Raw genomic sequence first — 14974 nt, 5'->3', positions numbered from 1 at the left:
TATGTTGATAACGGTTATACATTCAGGAAACATAATATTGACGCAATATATAATATGCCTGAGCCTGATGCAGGATGGATTTACAAAAATCCGGATACATATGATAAGAGTAAATACTAAAAAATAATTTAGGGAGTAGATTAAAATAATGGGAGCATCAGCATTAATGTTTAAGATAAGTTATATGCGAAGGTACCATGGAATGAGACTTGGATGTATGAGGATCCTAAAACTTTTTGATTTATATGTATAAAAAATAAGAGCCGGTCAAATAATGGCCGACTCTATTTATTTACTGTTTATGTGGAGAAAACGAAAATTTAGTGCTTCTCATACAGATAATCATCATTTTTCTTTGGCGGTTTTTCATTCAGGTTACCCACGTCAAAGGTAGTCTCATCAGAGATATCATTCTCATTGTTTTGTCTCTCATCAGCCGGAATATCGTTTACTTCGGTTCCCTCGGCGGAAATAAGCTTGGTCTGATTGATTTCACTGTTGTTAAAGTCTACAGCACCTTGATTTCCGGCAGTATCTGAAACATATGCCTTTATACCGTAGGTGTCAAAATCAAAAGTGGCTCTGCCTTCGTCCTTATCAAGCTTTGTAGGCAATATTTTCTTGTCATTGCTGTCTATCGCATATATATTGTCATAGTCGATATCGGAATGTGTGTCCTCAAAGGTTATATTCAGTTCACCCTTTTTTACAAGCTGTGCAAATATGGTCGGAGCGGTCGAGTCTATCTTGTCAATCTTTTCATATATAGTCTGTGACATAGTATTAAGATTGGTTGCAACCACTTCCAAAGTACCGTTTTTTGTAGCTGTAGCCTCATATGTATTTCCGTTTTTTGTAAAGGAGAGAGGCTCATTGTCAAGCGTCATAGTGAAACTTTTTAAAGGGAAAAAGCTTTTTTGTACCACCTTGATATCAACAGTTTTTGAGTTCTCCACCGCCTCTACAGAAACTTCAAACTTAGGCTGTGATGTAACTGCAAAAAATATGATTACATTTACGAATATAAATGCTATTATATACTTGAGTTTTGAAAACCTCCTTTTTTTAGGTTTTTCATTTACATTGGTTTCATCTGCCATAGATAATCCTCACTTTCACTTGTACAAGCAATCTTTGACTAGAATAGCAGACTTAAAATAAAACTTCAAGTTAAAATTTGCATAATAGTAATATAAGAAAATAAAGGAGTTGTTATGATAGAAAAAGCGGTGAAATTTGCTACAAAGGCACATGAAGGCCAGTTTAGAAAAGGAACTGAAATACCTTATATCACACACCCTCTTGAGGTATGTTCGATAGTATCACTGATGACCGATGACATAGATGTAAGATGTGCGGCTCTGCTTCATGATACCGTGGAGGATACGTCTGTGACTGTTGAAGATATTAGAGAGAATTTCGGCAAAAGAGTGGCAGCTCTTGTAAGTAAGGAATCGGAAGATAAGTCAAAGTCATGGATTGAGAGAAAGACACATACATTGGAGCATTTGAAAAAAGAATGTATTGAGGTCAAAATGATAACCTTGGGAGATAAACTGTCAAATATGAGAGCCTCCGCCAGAGATTTCTTGGCTTTCGGAGACGAATTTTTATTAAAGTTCAATGAAAAGGACAAGGTAAAGCAGGGGATGTACTATTTCGGCATACTGGATTCTATAAAAGAGTTGAAGGACTGCGGGTTTTATAAGGAGTATGAGAAACTCTGTAATTTTGTATTTGGAGATGTGAAAGAGAAGATATGAGAGACGGTTTTGTAAGAGTTGCAAGTGTAACACCCGATATCAGAGTATGTGATGTAGCATATAATAAGGAAAATATAAAAAAGGCGATTGAAAAAGAATGGGAACAAAAAAGTAAAATCATAGTGTTTCCCGAGCTTTGCCTTACAGGCTATACCTGCAATGACTTATTTTTTCAAGATATACTTATCAGTGAAGCAAAGAAAGCTTTAAAAGAGATTGTAGAGTTTACATCAGGTCATAAGTCGGTTGTATTTATCGGACTGCCGCTTGATTTTAAGGGAAAGCTTTACAATGTTGTTGCGGCAATATCCGACGGAGTACTTTTAGGTTTTATAAACAAGCTGAATTTGCCGAACTACGGCGAGTTCTATGAGGAGAGATACTTTAACAGAGGTTTTGAGGAGCCTGTATGGGTGGATTTCTTTGACAATGTGGTACCTATGGGAGCAAATATACTCTTTGAATGTACCAACTTTCAGGGGCTTACAATCGCAGGTGAAATCTGTGAGGATCTTTGGGTAGCCAATCCTCCAAGTGTATTTCATGCGCTTGCAGGTGCAAATGTTATTATAAACGCTTCGGCATCAAACGATATAGTAGGTAAGAAAGCTTACAGAGATATGCTTATAAGCAATCAGTCAAAGAAACTTATATGCAGCTATATCTATGCCAATGCCGGCGAGGGCGAGTCCACACAGGATCTTGTATTCGGAGGTCAGGGCATTATTGCCGAAAACGGTAAGATATTGGCGGAAAGCAACAGATTCAAAAATGAGGCTGTAAGAATTGAGATAGATGTAAACAGACTGAATTTGGAGAGAAGAAAGCAGACCACTTTTAAGACCTGTGATGATGAGGGGTATTTTAAGGCCGAGTTTGAACTTGATATAGAAGAACTTGAACTTAAAAGAAGATTTGACCCTAAGCCTTTTGTACCGGACGATCCTACAAAGAGGAGTGAAAGATGTGAGGAAATACTTACGATACAGGCACTGGGACTGAAGAAGAGATTGGTTCACACAGGTATAAAAAATGTGGTACTGGGTATTTCGGGAGGTCTTGACTCCACTTTGGCGCTTTTGGTATGTGTAAAGACATTTGAGATGTTGGGACTTGATAAGAGCGGAATAAAGGCTGTGACGATGCCGGGCTTCGGAACTACGGACAGGACATATAATAATGCCTGTGAACTTACAAAGAGTCTTGGTGCAAGCCTTGAAGAGATTTCCATTGTAGAGTCTATAAAGAGGCATTTTATTGATATAAAGCATGATATAAACGTGAAGGATGTCACATATGAGAATGCACAGGCAAGAGAGAGAACTCAGATTTTGATGGATATTGCAAACAGGGATAACGGACTTGTGGTAGGAACCGGAGATCTGTCTGAACTGGTACTTGGTTGGGCTACATATAACGGCGACCATATGTCGATGTACGGCGTGAACGCTTCCATACCGAAGACATTGGTAAGGCATCTGGTAAATTACTATGCCGATACTCTAAGCAATAAAAAGATTGCAGATATCTTATATGATATTTTGGATACACCTGTATCCCCTGAGCTTTTGCCGCCTGAAAACGGTGAGATAGCACAAAAGACCGAGGATTTGGTGGGACCTTATGAGCTGCATGATTTCTTTTTATACAATGTATTAAGATTCGGATTTATGCCGTCAAAGATATACAGAATGGCAAAAGCGGCATTTGATAAAGAGTATGAGGACGCGACCGTACTTAAGTGGCTTAAGGTGTTTTATAAGAGATTCTTTGCACAACAGTTTAAGAGGTCAACTCTGCCTGACGGACCTAAGGTTGGAAGTATAGCCGTATCTCCGAGAGGCGACTTAAGGATGCCTAGCGATGCAAGCAGATACCTTTGGGAGCAGGATTTGGAGAATATAAAATGATTACTTCCACATCCAACAAAAAGATAAAAGAGCTTGTGGCAATGGTCAAAAAAAGCGGTGCCGGAAAGAAAAAGAATGCCTACATTATAGAAGGAATCAGGATGTTTAGCGAACTGAAAGCTGAAGAGATACTCGAGGTTTTTGTCAGCGAAAGCTTTGAAAATGAAAATAAAAGCTTACTGAAAAATATTTTTCCGGAGTATGAGACTGTAAGTGACAGAGTATTTGACTCAATATCCGATACAAAGACACCGCAGGGTGTTTTGGCGGTTGCAAAAAGAAAAGAGTATACACTTGAGAGTATACTAAAAAATGCTGGAAGACCGTTTAGTTTGTTGATACTTGACGGCTTACAAGACCCCGGCAATCTGGGGACTTTGGTCAGAGCCGGAGAAGGTGCCGGAATAAGCGGCATTATTATGAGTGAAAATACTGTGGATATTTACAATCCTAAGGTGATACGCTCTACAATGGGCTCAATATTCAGAGTGCCCTTTATATATGTAAAGGATTTGAAGGAAGTTATAGGTAAGCTTAATTCAAAAGGTATTGCAGTATACGCAAGCAGCCTTGAAGGCGCCATAGAATATGACAGGCCTGATTATAAAAAAGATACCGCCTTTATAATAGGAAATGAAGCGGCGGGAATATCAAAAAAGATACTTGATATAACGGATAAAAAGATAAAAATCCCTATGCTCGGTGAGGTTGAATCACTGAATGCCGCGGTGGCCGGAAGTATCCTTATGTATGAGGCTGTGAGGCAGAGAAGATTATAATTTAAATATTGCATATTTATACATATAAGCGTATAATAATAGAAATTACAGTTTAAGAGAGGTATTTATATGAATTTATTTGGAAGAAATTTTCTCACATTGAAAGATTATACAAGAGAAGAGATAGAGTATCTGCTGGATTTGGCGATGAAGCTTAAGGTGGATAAGAAAAAGGGTATCACCGGCGACAGACTGAAGGGTAAAAATATAGCTTTGCTTTTTGAGAAGCCTTCAACCAGAACAAGATGTGCGTTTGTTGTAGGTGCAAGAGATGAGGGCGGATTCCCTGAGTATCTGGGAAAGGACGATATACAGCTCGGGCATAAGGAAAGTGTGGCGGATACCGCAAGAGTTCTGGGCAGGATGTTTGACGGTATAGAGTTCAGGGGGTTTAAGCATTCCACAGTTGAAGAGCTTGCAAAGTATGCAGGTGTGCCTGTATGGAACGGTCTGACGGACGAATATCACCCTACACAAATACTTGCGGATTTACTTACAATGAGAGAGTATTTCGGAAAGCTTGAAGGACTGAACTTTGTATATGTGGGCGACGGCAGAAACAATATGGCAAACTCACTTATGATAGGAATGACAAAGCTTGGCGTGAATATGACGATTTTGGCACCGAAGAGCTTGCATCCAAGCGCCGAGCTTGTGAATCTTTGTAAGGGATATGCAAACGAATCGGGAGCAAAGCTTAATATAAGTGATGATTTGAATGCGGTTAAAGGCGCCGATGTGATATATACCGATGTATGGGCTTCTATGGGTGAAGAGGACAAGGCAAAGGAGAGAATAGAGCTTTTAAGGCCTTATCAGGTCAATAAGGAGCTTATGGATAAAACAGGAAAGGACAGCACAATATTTATGCACTGCCTGCCTGCAGTAAAGGGCTATGAAGTCACTGAAGATGTTTTTGAAAGTGACAAATCAGTAGTGTTTGACGAGGCGGAAAACCGCATGCACACTATTAAGGCGGTGATGGTGGCTACATTAGGTAGGGAAGATGACAAGTAGAAGACGACAGGGTTTTCTTTTAATCAGGGATGTTTTGCATATCATACTGGCGATTGCCATTATTGTGATGGTTGTATTTGCTTTTTTGGCACCGACAAAATATGCAATATTTTTCCCGCTGATATTTTTATTATTTTCAATAAACTGTTTACTGGATTCAATAAAGTACTTTAAGAATGAAGAACACCACAAGTATGGTTTTATAAGAGCAACGGTAATGTTTGCGCTGTTTTTATTTATGCTTTTGATGTCTACAATCGGATTTTTGAACCTGTAAGTTAAAATGCCCGGAATGAAGTTTCCGGGTATTTTTAATCTTAAGAATATAAAAACTTGATTTTTTTTGCAGACTGTTCTAATATCTTAGTTGTTATAGAGCCGATATTTCACAGGTTCTATTCGTTTGTATATAGGATGGGATTTTTTATGGTTTTTAGTCACAAGTCGGTGCTGTTGGATGAGGTGATAGAATCTTTGAATATCAAACCTGACGGTTACTATGTGGACGGTACTCTGGGAGGAGGAGGTCATGCCCTGGAGGTCGTAAAAAGACTTGAGGGCGGCAAACTTATAGGTATAGATCAAGATGCGGATGCTATAAAAGCTGCAACACAGAGATTGATTGATTACCGAAATAGGGTTATAATAGTAAGAGATAACTACGTCAATATTGAAAATATATTGAAAAGAGAAGGTATCGAAAAGGTTGACGGTATATATGTCGACTTGGGAGTTTCATCATATCAGCTGGATGCTGCAGAGAGAGGTTTTACCTACAGATTTGATGCACCACTTGATATGAGGATGGATGACAGAAACGAGTTGAAAGCGTCAGATATTGTCAATGACTATTCGGAGAGCGAGCTTTTTCACGTCATCAGAGACTACGGTGAGGACAGGTTTGCAAAGAACATTGCAAAGCATATCGTAGCCTACAGAAACAAAAAAAGAATAGAGACAACATTTGAATTGGTGGACATTATAAAGTCGGCAATTCCGATGAAGATACAAGTTACAGGCGGGCATCCTGCAAAGAGAACATTTCAGGCTATAAGGATTGAACTTAACAAAGAGCTTGAGGTTTTGAAGGATTCACTGAATGTAATGATTGAACTGTTAAACCCCGGAGGCAGGTTGTCCGTTATCACATTTCATTCTCTTGAAGACAGGATAGTGAAACAGGCATTTAAAAAGGCGGAGTCTCCATGTATCTGTCCGAAGAATTTTCCCGTATGTGTATGCGGGAACAAGTCAAAGGGAAGGGTGATTACAAGAAAGGCTGTTTTGCCGAGTGAAAAGGAGTTGGAAGAAAACTCCAGAGCAAAAAGTGCTAAACTTAGGGTATTTGAAAAGGGAGTCTAAATGAAAGAAACTAATAAAAGAAAAAAGCAAGGAATAAGAAGAACCGGTGTACAAACAGAGTACTACACTGAGGGCAATGTTGTAAGAAAGCTTGAAAGTGCATATCCGCAGACATGGGAAGAAGAGTCACCAAGCAAAAAAGTAAGGAAAAACAGAGAAAAGGTACTTTCTATGAATTTACCTTATCTTGTTGTGCTGTCTGCAGCTATGGTAGTCGTATTGGCGCTTTGTGCAAACTATATTTCAGTACAGTCACGCCTTACTTCCACTATAAAGGAAGCGCAGAAAAACGAGGCAAATCTTGAAAAGTTAAAAGATGAGAATGACTCGGCTGAAAATATGATAGCAACTTATTTGGATTTGGATCATATAAAGGATGTGGCTATGAATAAGCTTGGTATGGTTTATGCCAAGAAAAATCAGGTTATAACATACGAAAAAACGGAAAATGAATATGTCAGACAATTCGATGAAATCCCAAGATAAAAACGGGACAAACAAAAAAAATAAGAATGGAAATACTTCCAATCCTTTAGATATTCTGCAGGGAAGGCTTATCATCATCCTGATTATGATTGGTATAGCTTTCGCTGCATTGTTTTTTAACATACTGTTTTTGCAGAGGAAAAAGGAAGTGGAATACAATCAAAAGATATTATCACAGCAAAGGTATGATTCCAGAGATTTACCTTATAGAAGAGGAGATATACTGGACAGAAACGGAACTTATATTGCGACAAGTGAAAAGGTCTACAATATAATTTTAGACCCGAAGCTTATAAATACCGAGCAGGATAAGTACCTTAACGCTTCTGTGGGTATATTAAAGGATGTATTCGGATACAGTGAAGAAGAAATCAGAGGTGTTATTGCCGACAAGTCGGACAGTTCATATGTAAAGTATAAACAAAATATCACATATGATCAGAAGGAAGCCTTTGAAGAAAAGAAAAAAGAGTACGATAAGTGGTACAAGGATAATAAGAAGGACGAAAAAATAGGCGGCATATGGTTTGAAGAGAGCTACCAAAGGCAGTATCCTTACGGTTCTACGGCATGTAATGTACTCGGATTTGCAGGAAATGACGGAGACGGATATACCGGAATAGAGCAGTCATACAATGATGAGCTTGTAGGTATAGCCGGCAGAGAGTACGGCTACCTAAACGATGAGTCGTCTCTTGAGAGAGTTATCAAAAACCCTACAGACGGAAACAAGGTGGTTTCCACAATTGATTTGAATATTCAAAAGATAGTGGAAAAGCATATCAGTGAATGGCAAAGCTCGGTAGGTTCAAATATGACGGCGGCTATAGTGATGAATCCCAACAACGGTGAGATACTTGCTATGGCGACAAGCAGAGCCTTCGATCTGAATAATCCGAGGGATTTGAACAACTACTATACGGCGGAGCAACAGGCAGGTATGGATGACAAGGCAAAGGTGGATGCACTGAACAATATCTGGAGAAACTACGCTGTCAGTGATACCTATGAGCCGGGTTCACCGTCAAAGGTATTCACCGTGGCTTCCGCTATGGAAGATGGTGCCATAAACGGAAATGAGACTTATAATTGTCGCGGATTTGAAGAGATAGGCGGATGGAAGATAAGATGCGCCAACAGAAACGGTCATGGTGAAATCAATGTGACGGAGGCTCTTATGGAGTCTTGTAATGTTGCGATGATGGATATATCAAGGGCTGAGGGCGGACAAAACTTCTACAAATATCAAAAAGTATTCGGATTCGGGTCAAAGACAGCTATAGATTTACCGGGAGAGGCGGATACAAGCGGACTTGTGCATACGGCGGATAATGCCGGAGCTACAGACCTTGCAACAAACTCATTCGGACAAAACTACAATGTTACAATGGTACAGGTTGCGGCGGCGTACTCGTCTGTAGTAAACGGAGGTGCATATTATACGCCTCATGTTGTAAAGCAGATTTTAAACCCTAACGGTTCCGTAATAAAAAATATTGAGCCGGAACTTGTAAGAGAGACCGTTTCGGCACACACTACGGCATTTATCAATGAAGCACTCAGAAGAACGGTAGCGGAGGGTACAGGTAGTGCTGCGGCTGTAGCAGGTTATGATGTAGGCGGTAAGACAGGCACGGCGGAGAAATATCCGAGAGGAAACGGAAATTATCTGGTTTCATTTATAGGAAGTGTTCCTGCACAGAGCCCCGAGGTGGTATGCTATGTACTTATAGATACTCCGCATTTGGGAGATCAGGCCAGATCCGCTTATGCAAGTTCACTGTTCTCAAAGATTATGACGGAGGTATTGCCATATATGAACATATATTCAAATGTGGATGAGAATATAGATGTGAGTTCTTTCCCTTCAGCGGAAGGAATTACAGATTCCAATACACCTGCCGAGTCAAAAAGTTACTCTACCGAAGAGGTGATACCGAATGACGGAAAGAACGATTTGCCGGGAGCACCTGCCGGAGAGGGAGAATAAAAGGGTTGGAGAAATTATGTTAAAAGATACATTGATTGCGTTACTTATAAGCTTTTTTGTTACTGCAGCAGTATGTCCGTTTTTTATACCGATTTTGCACAGACTGAAGTTCGGGCAGATGGTAAGAGATGACGGACCGCAGGCACATTTAAAAAAGACCGGAACGCCTACTATGGGCGGCATAACATTTATGATAGGAATACTTGCGGCAAGTCTCTTTTTGATACCGAGGTACAAAGAAGTTACCGTTGTATTCTTATTTATCATATCATATGGTATAATAGGTTTTTTAGATGATATGCTGAAAATAAAGAAAAAGCAGTCCGAAGGCTTGAAGTCATCTCAGAAGTTTATACTTCAGTTGATAGTCAGTGTTGTTTTTATAGTATATCTGTTCAAGGCGTATGGGTTTGACTACGGTGTACTTATACCGTTTACAGGTTCATTTGATACAGGTGTAGTATTAAAACTCGGCATTATATGGATCCCTTTTGCACTGTTTGTAATACTCGGTACAGACAACGGCGTGAACTTTACAGACGGACTTGACGGACTTTGTTCATCGGTTACAATTATCGTTGCAATATTTTTTATGCTGATTGGGCTTAGGGCGGGCTTTAGCGTTACACCTGTTACAGGTGCAGTGATAGGAAGCCTTATGGGATTTTTGATATTTAATGCATATCCTGCCAAGGTATTTATGGGAGATACGGGATCTTTGGCACTTGGAGGATTTGTGGCATCATATGCGCTTATGTGCAGAATTCCTGTTTTTATAGCGGTTATAGGCTTTATATATATGATTGAGGTAATATCCGTTATCATTCAGGTCGGGTATTTTAAGGCGACAAAGGGAAAGAGATTTTTTAAGATGGCACCTATACATCACCACTTTGAACTGTGTGGATGGTCTGAAACAAGAACTGTGACGGTTTTTAGTATAGTTACCGTAATACTTGGCATTTTAGTATATCTGTTTATTTAGGAGGCAATATGATAGGAGTTGCAGGATTAGGAAAGAGCGGAGTATCTGCCGCAAACTTACTTTTAAAAAACGGTGAAGATGTGATGCTCTTTGACAGCAATAAGGAGCTTGATAAAAATGCGATTTTAGATAAGTTTGATAAGAAGTATCACGACAGAATAAAGATTGTTCTTGGAGATTTGAACGAGTCAGATGCAAAGGATATGAAATACTGTGTAATCAGTCCGGGAATCGACCTTGAGGTTGACTTTGTAAAGACATTAAAATCATGCAATATTCCTATATGGAGTGAGGTGGAACTTGGATATAAATATTCAAAGGGAGATTTGATAGCCATTACAGGAACCAACGGTAAGACCACCACAACATCACTTGTAGGCGAGATAATGTCAAACTTTAAGGAAAGTGCATTCACTGTAGGAAATATAGGTATACCTTATACAGATATTGCGGATAAGACAAATGAAAATACGGTTACCGTACTTGAGACCTCATCATTTCAGCTTGAGACAATAATAGACTTTAAACCTAATATATCGGCAATACTTAATATAACTCCGGACCACTTGAACAGACATCATACTATGGAGAACTATATAAGGGTAAAAGAGGATATAGAAAAAAATCAGGATGAGAATGATTTTTGTATACTCAACTATGAGGATGAGGCACTTAGAGAGTTTGCAAAGAGAGCAAAGGCTAAGGTTATATTTTTCTCAAGTAAAGAAAAACTTGGTGAAGGATTTTATCTTGAGGACGGGTTTGTTGTACAAAACAAGGAAGGTGTTGTTACCAAACTTCTTGATACGGGCAAACTGAATATACTCGGCAGACATAATCATGAAAATGTAATGGCAGCTATGGCTATTTCCTATGCTTACGGTGTGCCTATGGATATCATTGTTAACACCTGTTATAACTTCAAGGCGGTTGAGCATAGAATAGAGTTTGTAAAGGAAGTAAAAGGAGTAAAATACTATAACGACTCCAAGGGTACCAATCCGGATGCCGCAATACAGGCGGTGCTTGCCATGCCTGCCGCTACATATATTATAGGCGGCGGATATGACAAGGGCTCGGAGTATGACGAGTGGATAGAGAGCTTCGGTACAAAGGTAAAGAAACTTGTATTGATGGGAGCCACCGCCGATAAGATTGCGGATTGTGCAAAAAAGCACGGATTTACAAATATAGCAAAGGTGGAGAGCATGCAGGAAGCGGTAAGTTTGTGTGCAAGTGAAGCAAAAGCGGGAGAGTATGTCCTTTTGTCACCGGCCTGTGCCAGCTGGGGAATGTTCAAAAATTATGAGGAACGCGGACATATATTTAAGGACTGTGTCAGGGATTTAGGATAATATGGCTGATGATATAAAGACTAAGAAGCCTCAAAAGACCGAACAGGAAAAAAAAGAACTCATAAATAAGGCAAAAAAAAAGGGTATTAAGGTTGAAAGACCTAAGCCTTCAAAGCCTAAAGAAGAAAAAAATAAGACAAAGCCTAAAGAAGAGAAGAAAAAAACAGGCAGAATCTACTGTGACTACACTATGCTGTTTATGATTATCTTTTTGCTGATTTTCGGAGTAATAATGATTTATTCGGCAAGCTCATATACTGCAGGAATAAAGTTTAAGGACTCTGCATACTTTGTAAAAAATCAGATCAAATATACGCTGTTCGGTTTTGTTGTATTTGGAATATTGATGTTTATTCCTTATAAAGTGTGGGTAAAAAGGGCGTATATTTGGTATGGCGGAAGTGTTTTTTTATCTGCGGTAGTGCTTGCTATAGGAAAGAGTGTTAACGGTTCGAGGAGGTGGATTGTTGTAGGTCCGATAAGATTTCAGCCTTCGGAGTTTGTTAAGGTTACGCTTATTTTATTTATTACTTATTATTTGGTAAAATATAAAGATGAGCTTTATTCCGCTGACAGGAAAGTTACCGAAAAAAGATTGTGGCGGCTGCTTTTATGGGTTATTATCCCGGTAGTACTGGTACTTGTAGCGAACTTAAGTACATCAATAATTATTTTTTTGATAGCTTTAGGTATGAGCTTTATCGGTACTTCAAATAAAAGACTGTTTGTAGGCGGTACTATAGCTTTTGCCGCGATTTTGGCAAGTGCAAAATCCATTGTAAAGCTTTTATATTCATGGGGATTCAGAAACTACCGTATTATGAGACTGCTTGTATGGGCCGAGCCTGAAAAGTTCAGCAGAGACGGCGGATATCAGGTAGTGCAGGGACTCTATGCTGTAGGTTCGGGCGGAATATTCGGAAAAGGTCTGGGGCAGGGAATGCAAAAGTTCTTTATACCTGAGGCACAAAACGATATGATATTTTCAATAATAGTGGAAGAGTTCGGGCTTGTAGGTGTACTTATGATACTCGCCGTATTTGCCTTTATTATAAGAAGAATGTTATTGATAGCGTTTTCTGTAAAAGATTTGGAAGGGCGCTACATAGTTATAGGCGTGGTAATACATTTGTCTCTACAGGTAATACTCAATATAGCGGTAGTTACCGGTGTTATGCCAAATACCGGGGTATCTCTTCCGTTTATAAGCTATGGAGGCAGTTCTATATCGGTATTGTTGGCTGAAATCGGTTTGGTTTACAGTGTGGCAAGAACTATAAAGATGGAATAATGATATGAAAAGATTATATATTGTTTTAGCCGTTATTGCCTTTATATTTTTGGGTGTCTATTCGGTAAAGATAGATAAGTTCAATTTTGGAGGAAATACCAGATACAGCGATGAAGAGATGAAAAAAATGATATTTCCGAATGAATTTTCAAAAGTAACGCTTTATAACGTTTTCAGAAGTAAGTTCAAAAAAGATTACAATATACCTTTTATACAGGGTATTGATATATATGTAACCGGTTTGCACAGTGCGGACATCATTGTTTATGAAAAGAGTGTGGTCGGCTGTGTAAAGTATATGAGTTCATATATGTATTTTGATAAGGACGGTATTGTGGTGGAAAGTTCAAACACTCTTTTGGAAGGGATACCTGTTATAGACGGACTGGATTTCGGCAGGATTGTGCTATATGAGAAGCTCCCTATATCAAATGAGAATGTATTTAAAGAGATGCTTGATATCACACAGGTCTTGGTGGGATATGGGATAAATGTCGACAGAATTACGATATCATCAGACAACAATATTACGCTTTATATCGGTAATATTGAAGTTTATTTAGGGGATTCAAGTGAACTTAACGGAAAAGTTGGTGAACTTAGAGATATATGGGAGAAGATAAAGGATTTATCAGGTACGCTATATCTGGATAATTACAATCCTATAAAGGATAATACTACATATACATTTAAAAAAAGATAAATTATTACATTGCACTTTAAAGAAAAATAAGTTGATATTTATATCAAAAACCTTTATTATTAGATGAGAGTTTGCTTAAGTGTAGGTGTACAGGAGGAAAAATATCTGTGTTAGAAATAAATAAGCCGGTAAATGAGAATGCAGCGAAGATCATCGTAGTAGGTGTCGGAGGTGCGGGAAATAATGCCGTAAACAGAATGATTGATGAAAATGTGGAGGGTGTAGACTTCATCGGTGTCAATACCGATAAGCAGGCCCTTGTTAACTGTAAAGCTGGAACTATTATCCAGATAGGAGAGAAGCTTACAAAGGGCCTTGGTGCAGGTGCTAAGCCTGAGGTAGGTGAAAAAGCAGCGGAAGAGAATATAGAAGATATCACAAATAAGCTTAAGAATGCAGATATGGTATTTGTTACCTGCGGTATGGGTGGCGGTACCGGAACAGGTGCATCACCTGTTATTGCAAGAGCTTCAAAGGACCTTGGTATACTTACAGTAGGAGTAGTTACAAAGCCTTTCCCGTTTGAGGGCAGACAGAGAATGAAGAATGCGCTTGCAGGTATTGAGAATCTGAAGCAGTATGTGGATACTTTGATTGTAATACCTAATGAGAAATTGCTTCAGATAGTGGACAGAAAGACTACTATGCCTGACGCTTTAAAAAAGGCTGATGAGGTGTTGCAACAGAGTGTTCAAGGTATAACCGATCTTATCAGTGAGACAGCTATTATCAACCTTGACTTTGCGGATGTTCAGACCGTAATGACAGGCAAGGGTCTTGCACATATCGGTATAGGTTACGGAACAGGTGACAACAAGGCGCTGGATGCTGTTAAGGCGGCAGTTTCGTCACCGCTTCTTGAGACAAGTATCGACAATGCCACTCATGTGCTTATTTCGGTATCAGGTGATATCAGCCTTATTGAGGCATATGAGGCAACAGACTATGTACGTGAGCTTGTAAGTGAAGAGGCCAATATTATCTTCGGTGCTTCATGTAATGATACGGAGCCTGACAGTGTAAAGATTACAGTTATCGCTACAGGTGTTACTGCAGCTGTCAACGACACTCCTGTGGGAGAGCTTGTCAGAGATGTGAATATAAAGCATCAAAACACTATACCTAAGAGAAGTGAGTCTTTTTCACAGAATTTGAATACGGCTCCACTACAGCCACAGCCTAAGATGGAACAGCCAAAGAGCGACTATCCTCCAAGCAATATACAAAGCTTCGGTGAGGGCAATTACTCCGAGACAAGCTATGGCGGCTATACCGGAAACTACGGCTCATATCAGGGAGAGAATATATCTCAGCCTATGAACAATCAGCCTAT

At 39.2% G+C, this 14974-nt stretch carries 14 protein-coding genes; 13 read left to right on the top strand and 1 reads right to left on the bottom strand.

The genetic code is table 11. The features are described from left to right. Positions 1 to 320 precede the first annotated feature (320 nt). On the bottom strand, positions 321 to 1100 hold the full coding sequence (locus tag ACO6FI_RS01765; protein ID WP_485455843.1) for a hypothetical protein: 780 nt from the start codon (positions 1098 to 1100) through the stop codon (positions 321 to 323). 114 nt (positions 1101 to 1214) lie between these two features. On the opposite strand from ACO6FI_RS01765, the gene ACO6FI_RS01760 reads away from it, so the two are divergent. The 13 genes from ACO6FI_RS01760 to ftsZ all read left to right on the top strand — a co-directional run. Continuing rightward, complete coding sequence (locus tag ACO6FI_RS01760; RefSeq protein WP_485455842.1) at positions 1215 to 1763, top strand: HD domain-containing protein; 549 nt, start codon at positions 1215 to 1217, stop codon at positions 1761 to 1763. Next, complete coding sequence (locus ACO6FI_RS01755; protein WP_485455841.1) at positions 1760 to 3673, top strand: NAD(+) synthase; 1914 nt, start codon at positions 1760 to 1762, stop codon at positions 3671 to 3673. The genes ACO6FI_RS01760 and ACO6FI_RS01755 overlap by 4 nt, the downstream gene beginning before the upstream one ends. Beyond that, entirely contained in the window at positions 3670 to 4452 is a 783-nt protein-coding gene (locus ACO6FI_RS01750) for a TrmH family RNA methyltransferase (protein ID WP_485455840.1), read from the top strand. Before ACO6FI_RS01755 ends, ACO6FI_RS01750 begins: the two co-directional genes overlap by 4 nt. 69 nt (positions 4453 to 4521) lie before the next feature. Then, a complete protein-coding gene (gene argF / locus ACO6FI_RS01745; RefSeq protein ID WP_298053527.1) occupies positions 4522 to 5469 on the top strand; it encodes an ornithine carbamoyltransferase in 948 nt (315 codons plus the stop codon). Beyond that, a complete protein-coding gene (locus tag ACO6FI_RS01740) occupies positions 5459 to 5746 on the top strand; it encodes a DUF6637 family protein (RefSeq protein WP_124951276.1) in 288 nt (95 codons plus the stop codon). The genes argF and ACO6FI_RS01740 overlap by 11 nt, the downstream gene beginning before the upstream one ends. A 149-nt stretch (positions 5747 to 5895) precedes the next feature. After that, entirely contained in the window at positions 5896 to 6831 is a 936-nt protein-coding gene (gene rsmH, locus ACO6FI_RS01735) for a 16S rRNA (cytosine(1402)-N(4))-methyltransferase RsmH (RefSeq protein WP_485455839.1), read from the top strand. Then, positions 6832 to 7317: a cell division protein FtsL gene (locus tag ACO6FI_RS01730; protein WP_485455838.1), complete on the top strand. Its 486-nt coding sequence runs from the start codon at positions 6832 to 6834 to the stop codon at positions 7315 to 7317. Further along, positions 7286 to 9307: a peptidoglycan D,D-transpeptidase FtsI family protein gene (locus ACO6FI_RS01725; RefSeq protein WP_485455837.1), complete on the top strand. Its 2022-nt coding sequence runs from the start codon at positions 7286 to 7288 to the stop codon at positions 9305 to 9307. Before ACO6FI_RS01730 ends, ACO6FI_RS01725 begins: the two co-directional genes overlap by 32 nt. A 16-nt stretch (positions 9308 to 9323) precedes the next feature. After that, positions 9324 to 10292, top strand: a complete 969-nt coding sequence (gene mraY / locus ACO6FI_RS01720; RefSeq protein ID WP_485455836.1) for a phospho-N-acetylmuramoyl-pentapeptide-transferase — start codon at positions 9324 to 9326, stop codon at positions 10290 to 10292. 8 nt (positions 10293 to 10300) lie between these two features. Beyond that, the gene (gene murD / locus ACO6FI_RS01715) at positions 10301 to 11647 is read left to right on the top strand and encodes a UDP-N-acetylmuramoyl-L-alanine--D-glutamate ligase (protein WP_485455835.1); all 1347 of its coding nucleotides are present in this window, start codon (positions 10301 to 10303) and stop codon (positions 11645 to 11647) included. A 1-nt stretch (position 11648) separates the two neighbouring features. Further along, entirely contained in the window at positions 11649 to 12938 is a 1290-nt protein-coding gene (locus ACO6FI_RS01710) for an FtsW/RodA/SpoVE family cell cycle protein (protein WP_485455834.1), read from the top strand. Between the two features lie 4 nt (positions 12939 to 12942). Continuing rightward, positions 12943 to 13641 (top strand): cell division protein FtsQ/DivIB, encoded by a 699-nt coding sequence (locus tag ACO6FI_RS01705; protein WP_485455833.1) that lies wholly within the window; start codon positions 12943 to 12945, stop codon positions 13639 to 13641. 107 nt (positions 13642 to 13748) lie between these two features. Then, the coding region (gene ftsZ / locus ACO6FI_RS01700) for a cell division protein FtsZ (protein ID WP_485455832.1) at positions 13749 to 14974 on the top strand (1226 nt) is incomplete at its 3' end.

This window comes from Lachnoanaerobaculum sp. (genome assembly GCF_057250505.1).
The sequence above is the reverse complement of the archived record's forward strand: the minus strand, read 5'-3'. Positions and strand labels throughout refer to the sequence as shown.

Excerpts from the sequence above, each read along its gene's own strand:
- ACO6FI_RS01725 (WP_485455837.1), top strand. The coding sequence starts at position 7,286 with ATGTCAGACAATTCGATGAAATCCCAAGATAAAAACGGGACAAACAAA.
- mraY (WP_485455836.1), top strand. The coding sequence starts at position 9,324 with ATGTTAAAAGATACATTGATTGCGTTACTTATAAGCTTTTTTGTTACT.
- ACO6FI_RS01730 (WP_485455838.1), top strand. The coding sequence starts at position 6,832 with ATGAAAGAAACTAATAAAAGAAAAAAGCAAGGAATAAGAAGAACCGGT.
- ACO6FI_RS01740 (WP_124951276.1), top strand. The coding sequence starts at position 5,459 with ATGACAAGTAGAAGACGACAGGGTTTTCTTTTAATCAGGGATGTTTTG.
- ACO6FI_RS01765 (WP_485455843.1), bottom strand. The coding sequence starts at position 1,100 with ATGGCAGATGAAACCAATGTAAATGAAAAACCTAAAAAAAGGAGGTTT.
- ACO6FI_RS01710 (WP_485455834.1), top strand. The coding sequence starts at position 11,649 with ATGGCTGATGATATAAAGACTAAGAAGCCTCAAAAGACCGAACAGGAA.
- ACO6FI_RS01750 (WP_485455840.1), top strand. The coding sequence starts at position 3,670 with ATGATTACTTCCACATCCAACAAAAAGATAAAAGAGCTTGTGGCAATG.
- argF (WP_298053527.1), top strand. The coding sequence starts at position 4,522 with ATGAATTTATTTGGAAGAAATTTTCTCACATTGAAAGATTATACAAGA.
- ACO6FI_RS01705 (WP_485455833.1), top strand. The coding sequence starts at position 12,943 with ATGAAAAGATTATATATTGTTTTAGCCGTTATTGCCTTTATATTTTTG.
- rsmH (WP_485455839.1), top strand. The coding sequence starts at position 5,896 with ATGGTTTTTAGTCACAAGTCGGTGCTGTTGGATGAGGTGATAGAATCT.
- murD (WP_485455835.1), top strand. The coding sequence starts at position 10,301 with ATGATAGGAGTTGCAGGATTAGGAAAGAGCGGAGTATCTGCCGCAAAC.
- ACO6FI_RS01760 (WP_485455842.1), top strand. The coding sequence starts at position 1,215 with ATGATAGAAAAAGCGGTGAAATTTGCTACAAAGGCACATGAAGGCCAG.
- ACO6FI_RS01755 (WP_485455841.1), top strand. The coding sequence starts at position 1,760 with ATGAGAGACGGTTTTGTAAGAGTTGCAAGTGTAACACCCGATATCAGA.